The sequence below is a fragment of the Streptomyces blastmyceticus genome (assembly GCF_039521185.1).
GTDB lineage: Bacteria > Actinomycetota > Actinomycetes > Streptomycetales > Streptomycetaceae > Streptomyces > Streptomyces blastmyceticus.
In genome coordinates this window covers 1-5,882 of sequence record NZ_BAAABW010000045.1, presented here as the reverse complement: position 1 = coordinate 5,882, position 5,882 = coordinate 1, and the positions used below count along the sequence as shown (strand labels likewise).

The following is a 5,882-nucleotide window of genomic DNA, read 5'->3' as shown; positions in this document are numbered from 1 at the left end:
GTTACGGGAAGGGGCGGGGTGGGGAACAAGCCCGCGGCAGCGTTTACGCCTGGCGTACCGGGATGGACGTGAACGTCGGGGCCGGGGACGGGTCGACGAAGAAGTCGTTGCCCTTGTCGTCCACGACGATGAACGCCGGGAAGTCCTCGACCTCGATCCGCCAGACCGCCTCCATGCCGAGCTCCTCGTACTCCAGGACCTCGACCTTCTTGATGCAGTCCTGCGCGAGACGCGCCGCGGGACCACCGATCGACCCGAGGTAGAAGCCACCATGAGCGGCACACGCGTCGGTGACCTGCTTCGAGCGGTTGCCCTTGGCGAGCATGACCTTGGAGCCGCCCGCGGCCTGGAACTGCTCGACGTACGCGTCCATCCGGCCGGCCGTCGTCGGGCCGAAGGAGCCGGACGCGTAGCCCTCGGGCGTCTTCGCCGGGCCCGCGTAGTAGACCGGGTGGTTCTTGAGGTACGCGGGCATCTCCTCGCCCGCGTCCAGCAGTTCCTTGATCTTGGCGTGGGCGATGTCACGGGCGACGACCAGCGTGCCGGTCAGCGACAGCCGGGTCTTGACCGGGTGCCTGGACAGCTCGGCGAGGATCTCGTCCATCGGCCGGTCGAGGTCGACGGCGACCGCGTCGAGGTCGGGGCCCGCGCCCGCGGTCAGCTCCTCCTCGGTGGTGTCCGGCAGGAAGCGCGCCGGGTCGGTCTCCAGCTGCTCCAGGAAGACGCCCTCCGGCGTGATCTTCGCCAGGGCCTGGCGGTCGGCGGAGCAGGAGACGGCGATGGCGACCGGGCAGGAGGCGCCGTGCCGCGGCAGCCGGACGACGCGCACGTCGTGGCAGAAGTACTTGCCGCCGAACTGCGCGCCGATGCCGATCTTCTGCGTCAGCTCGAAGACCTTCTCCTCCAGCTCCTTGTCACGGAAGCCGTGACCGAGCGGGGAGCCCTCCTCGGGCAGCTCGTCGAGGTAGTGCGCGGAGGCGTACTTCGCGGTCTTCAGCGCGTACTCCGCGCTGGTGCCGCCGACGACGATCGCCAGGTGGTACGGCGGGCACGCGGCGGTGCCCAGGGAGCGGATCTTCTCCTCCAGGAACTTCATCATGGAGGACTCGTTGAGTACGGCCTTCGTCTCCTGGTAGAGGAAGGACTTGTTGGCCGAGCCGCCGCCCTTGGCCATGAAGAGGAACTTGTACGCGCCGCCGTCGGTCGCGTACAGCTCGATCTGCGCGGGCAGGTTCGAGCCGGTGTTCTTCTCGTCCCACATGGTCAGCGGCGCCATCTGGGAGTAGCGCAGGTTGAGCTCGGTGTAGGCGTCGTAGATGCCGTGCGAGAGCGCTTCCTCGTCCCCTCCCTCGGTGAGGACGTTCTGGCCGCGCTTGCCCATGACGATCGCCGTGCCGGTGTCCTGGCACATCGGCAGCACGCCGGCCGCCGCGATGTTGGCGTTCTTCAGCAGGTCGAGCGCGACGAAGCGGTCGTTGGCCGAGGCCTCGGGGTCGTCGAGGATGCGGCGCAGCTGCGCGAGGTGCGCGGGGCGCAGGTAGTGCGAGATGTCGTGCATGGCCTCGGCGGCCAGCTTCCGCAGCGCCTCCGGCTCCACCTTGAGGAACGTACGGCCGTCGGCCTCGAAGGTGCTCACGCCCTCCGAAGTCACCAGACGGTACGGAGTGTTGTCCTCGCCCAGGGGCAGAAGATCCGTGTAGGCAAACTCTGGCATTGCGGCCATTCCTCACTCGGCAGACATGCTGGCTACTGCGACAGCACCCACAAGCGTAGAGCGCGGGGCCAGGGGCGCGGCTGTGAGGTAAGGCTCACCGGCACGCACACCTGTCGCGATCTATCGCGTTTCGCTACCCTGGCGGGGTGGACGAGTCATCGCGCGAGAAGCGCTCCCCGGTGAAGCTGGAGAAGACCGCCCCGGCGGAGGCGGCGCTGCGCGCCTCCGATGCCGACCGGGACCGGACGGCGGACATCCTGCGCGAGGCGCTGGGCGAGGGCCGGATCACGGCCGAGGAGCACGCCGAGCGGGTCGGCGCGGTGTACGAGGCGCGCACCGTCGGCGAGCTGGAGCCGCTGATCCGCGACCTCCCCCTCCCGGACCGGCCCGCGCCCGCTGCGGTCACGCGCCCGTACGACGCATCGGTGCGCCCCGGTGGTGAGCCCGCCGAGAATCTCATCGCCGTCTTCGGCGGCGCCACGCGCAAGGGCCGCTGGCGCGTTCCCCGGCGGACCAATGCCTTCGCCCTGTTCGGAGGGGTGGAGATCGACCTGACGGAGGCGGTCTTCGAGCAGCGGGAGATCGTCATCAACGCCACCGCGATCTTCGGCGGCGTCGAGATCAAGGTGCCGGAGAACGTCACCCTGCGGTCCACGGGCACCGGCATTTTCGGCGGTTTCGAGGTGAAGGTCTCCGAGGCGCCGGACGAGGGTGCCCCGGTCGTGACGGTGATGGGCTTCGCGATCTTCGGGGGCGTGGAGGCCAAGCCCAAGCGCGGCAAGCGCCTGCGGAACCTCCGGGCGCGCGCCTGATCGCGGGTCACTCCGTTCCGCTCATGGCAACGGTGTGAATAAGCACGCGCACAGCGGGTAAAGCTTGGTGCATCGTCTCTCGTACGGCTGCCGGTGCGAATGGCCGTGCGCAGTGGAGGCGGGCAAAGGTGACTCAATCGGCCAAGCTAAGCCGTCGTCAGGAGTAGACCGTGCTGCTACCGCATCAGCCCCTGCCTGAAGCCGCCGTACCGTCCCAGCGGATGCCCGCTCGGGATCAGGCCGGCCCCTGGCATTCGGAGGCGGTGTGCCGCCGGGATGAAGCCGGGCTCTTCTTCGCACCATCCAAGGAACCAACGGCCGCGCGGCTCTCCCGGGAGGAGGCCGCCAAGCGGGTCTGCGCGCGCTGCCCCGTGATGGTCGAGTGCCGGGAGCACGCGCTGCTCCAGCCCGAGCCCTATGGAGTGTGGGGCGGGCTGACCGCGGCGGAGCGCCGCGTCGTCCTGGCCCGGCGCCGTCGGCGCGAGGCGGAACTGCAGCGTACGACGCGCATCGCCGCGGCGGGCTGACCGTTCGGCCGTGCCCGGGCAGGCAGGGGGCAGCCCGGGTGCGGATCTCGTCCGGGCCGCCGGACGGGCTCGGGGGTGCGGGCGCCGGCCCGCACCGATGGAGCCCGCCCGGCGGCCTCGGCGTGTGACCCGGCGCGTGCGCGGACCGCCGGGGCGGAGCGTCAGCTGGGGCGCTCGAAGTCGACCGTGCTGTAGGCGCGCAGCTTCGACAGCCGGTGCGTGGAGTCGATCTGCCGGATGGTGCCCGACTTGGACCGCATCACCAGGGACTGCGTGGTCGCCGTCTCCGCGCGGTAGCGCACCCCGCGCAGCAGCTCGCCGTCCGTGATGCCGGTGGCCACGAAGAACACGTTCTCGCCGCTGACCAGGTCGTTCGTGTGCAGGACCTTGCCGAGGTCGTGGCCCGCGCCCAGCGCGCGCTCCCGCTCCTCCTCGTCCTTGGGCCACAGCTTGGCCTGGATCGTGCCGCCGAGGCACTTGATGGCACAGGCCGTGATGATGCCCTCGGGCGTACCGCCGATGCCGAGCAGCAGGTCCACGCCCGTGCCCTCGCGCACGGCCATGATGGCGCCGGCCACGTCGCCGTCGGAGATGAACTTGATGCGGGCGCCGGCCTCGCGGATCTCCTTGACGATGCCGTCGTGGCGGGGGCGGTCGAGGACGACGACGGTCACGTCCTCCGGCGAGGAGTGCTTCGCCTTCGCAACGCGGCGGATGTTGACGCCCACCGGGGCGTCGATGTCGACGTAGTCGGCGGCCTCCGGGCCGGTGACCAGTTTGTCCATGTAGAAGACCGCGGACGGGTCGAACATGGAGCCCCGGTCGGCGACGGCCATGACGGAGACCGCGTTGGCCATGCCCTTGGCCGTGAGGGTCGTGCCGTCCACCGGGTCCACGGCGACGTCGCACTCGGCGCCGGTCCCGTCGCCCACGCGCTCACCGTTGTAGAGCATGGGGGCGTTGTCCTTCTCGCCCTCGCCGATGACGACGACGCCGTTCATGGAGACGGTGCCGATGAGGGCGCGCATGGCCTTGACCGCGGCGCCGTCCGCGCCGTTCTTGTCACCGCGCCCGACCCAGCGGCCCGACGCCATGGCGCCGGCCTCGGTGACCCGGACGAGCTCCAGGGCGAGGTTGCGGTCGGGGGCCTCGGGGCTGACCTCGAGCGAGGACGGCAGATGATTTTCGGTCATCGGAGCGCACCTTTCTGTACGGCGACGGCCGTGGAGCCTCTTGTCCCCCGAAGGGGGCAGAGGGTGAGGGTGCTGCTGACTTTATCTGTTGACCGCGAGAGTGAGCAGGCCACCCCACGCATGAGCGGCGTCAAGGTCGCCCGGTGACTCCCGGTGCGGCACCGGCGTAAAGATCGGTGCGGCCATGAGGGACGATGGGGGGCGTGGCAGGTAGGAACCCTAAGGCGCAGACCGTACGGAACATGTTGCTGGCACTGGCGGTGATCGTCCCGGTCGCCCTGGTCAGCTATGTCTTCATCCCGCACGACGACAAGAAGGACCCGGTCAGGACCGTCGACTACCGGGTGGAGCTCGACACGGCCCGGCGCGCCGCGCCGTACCCCGTCGCCGCGCCCGTGGGGCTGGCCGCGGACTGGCGCGCGACCTCGGTCTCGTACCGCGCGGGCGGCAAGGACGGCTCTGCCTGGCACCTCGGCTTCCTCGACCCGGACACGCAGTACGTCGCGGTCGAGCAGAGCGACGGCCCGCCCGCGCCGTTCATCGACGACGTGACGCAGGGCGCGGCGAAGACCCCGGGCACCGAGAAGGTGGGGGACGCCACCTGGCGGCGCTACGAGGGTGAGAAGTACAACGCCCTGGTGCGCGAGGAGCACGGCGTGACGACGGTGGTCACCGGCACCGCCACGCCGGAGCGGCTGACGAAAATGGCCGCCGCGCTCAAGGCCGCAAAGGGCTGAGCGCGACGGCCGGCTGTGTCTTCCGGGGGGTAACCCCCGGACCCCCAGCCGGGGGTCGGAGGCGCGTCTCCCGTCGGTTCTCAGACGGTGGTGACGACCTCGTCGTACGACAGGCGCGGCGAGCGCGGGAACCACGGGTTCTCGCCCGGCTTGCCGATGTTGACGACCATCAGCGGGGTGTGGTCGTCGTCCAGGAACTCCTTCTGGACGCCCGCGAAGTCGAAGCCGGTCATCGGGCCCGCGGCCAGACCGGCGGCGCGGATGCCGAGGATGAAGTAGGCGGCCTGGAGGGCGCCGTTGACCGAGGCCGCACCCTCACGGGCCGAGCGCTCGCTGAAGAAGACGTCCTTGGCCTGCGGGAAGTGCGGGAACAGCGTCGGGAGCTCCTCGTGGAACTCGTTGTCCGCGGCGAGGATCGCGACGAGCGGCGCCGTGCGGGTCTTGGGCTGGTTGCCCTCCGCCATGTGCGCCACCAGGCGCTCACGGGCCTCCTCGGAGCGGACCAGGACGACGCGCAGCGGCGACCCGTTGAACGCGGTCGGGGCGTACTTCACCAGGTCGTAGACGGCCTGGATCTGCTCGTCGGTCACCGGCTCGTCGGAGAAGGTGTTGGCCGTGCGGGCCTCACGGAAGAGCAGGTCCTGGGCGGCGGAGTCGAGTGCGAGGGTCATCGGGGGCACGCCTTCTCTTTGTGTGCGGAAATGTGTGCGGTAAGAGTTACTTTGGCGCGCGGTACGTTAACTTTCAACTAAATCGGGGGCACTGTGACGCGACTCACCTCCGGTGGGGGGCGCGGTCGTTGGGGTTGCTGTTCCGTTGCCACCTGCGGCGGGAGCTCCCCCAGCTACCGCTGGGAGGTGCCCCCAGCGGGCGCGTCCTCAAACGCCGGACGGGCTGAA

At 70.2% G+C, this 5,882-nt stretch carries 6 protein-coding genes; 3 read left to right on the top strand and 3 right to left on the bottom strand.

Translation table 11 applies throughout. The features are described 5' to 3' along the window. Positions 1-43 precede the first annotated feature (43 nt). Positions 44-1,714, bottom strand: coding sequence for a fumarate hydratase (locus ABD269_RS34970; protein WP_301892708.1), 1,671 nt, complete (start codon positions 1,712-1,714; stop codon positions 44-46). Between the two features lie 146 nt (positions 1,715-1,860). On the opposite strand from ABD269_RS34970, the gene ABD269_RS34965 reads away from it, so the two are divergent. Beyond that, positions 1,861-2,526 carry a DUF1707 SHOCT-like domain-containing protein gene (locus ABD269_RS34965; RefSeq protein ID WP_301892707.1) on the top strand — a complete coding sequence of 222 codons (666 nt, stop codon included), beginning with the start codon at positions 1,861-1,863 and terminating at the stop codon, positions 2,524-2,526. Positions 2,527-2,747: 221 nt separating this feature from the next. Then, complete coding sequence (locus ABD269_RS34960) at positions 2,748-3,053, top strand: WhiB family transcriptional regulator (protein WP_205519238.1); 306 nt, start codon at positions 2,748-2,750, stop codon at positions 3,051-3,053. A 161-nt stretch (positions 3,054-3,214) separates the two neighbouring features. Here the strand turns inward: ABD269_RS34960 and glpX are convergent, their stop codons facing one another. Then, the gene (gene glpX, locus ABD269_RS34955) at positions 3,215-4,246 is read right to left on the bottom strand and encodes a class II fructose-bisphosphatase (RefSeq protein ID WP_301892706.1); all 1,032 of its coding nucleotides are present in this window, start codon (positions 4,244-4,246) and stop codon (positions 3,215-3,217) included. A gap of 194 nt (positions 4,247-4,440) precedes the next feature. On the opposite strand from glpX, the gene ABD269_RS34950 reads away from it, so the two are divergent. Next, the gene (locus ABD269_RS34950) at positions 4,441-4,983 is read left to right on the top strand and encodes a DUF4245 domain-containing protein (RefSeq protein WP_344124629.1); all 543 of its coding nucleotides are present in this window, start codon (positions 4,441-4,443) and stop codon (positions 4,981-4,983) included. Between the two features lie 80 nt (positions 4,984-5,063). Here the strand turns inward: ABD269_RS34950 and ABD269_RS34945 are convergent, their stop codons facing one another. Then, positions 5,064-5,654: a malonic semialdehyde reductase gene (locus ABD269_RS34945; protein WP_301892704.1), complete on the bottom strand. Its 591-nt coding sequence runs from the start codon at positions 5,652-5,654 to the stop codon at positions 5,064-5,066. Positions 5,655-5,882 lie beyond the last annotated feature (228 nt).

Coding starts and splice junctions, on each gene's coding strand:
- ABD269_RS34970 (WP_301892708.1), bottom strand. CDS start 1,714: ATGCCAGAGTTTGCCTACACGGATCTTCTGCCCCTGGGCGAGGACAAC.
- ABD269_RS34960 (WP_205519238.1), top strand. CDS start 2,748: ATGCCCGCTCGGGATCAGGCCGGCCCCTGGCATTCGGAGGCGGTGTGC.
- glpX (WP_301892706.1), bottom strand. CDS start 4,246: ATGACCGAAAATCATCTGCCGTCCTCGCTCGAGGTCAGCCCCGAGGCC.
- ABD269_RS34950 (WP_344124629.1), top strand. CDS start 4,441: ATGGGGGGCGTGGCAGGTAGGAACCCTAAGGCGCAGACCGTACGGAAC.
- ABD269_RS34945 (WP_301892704.1), bottom strand. CDS start 5,654: ATGACCCTCGCACTCGACTCCGCCGCCCAGGACCTGCTCTTCCGTGAG.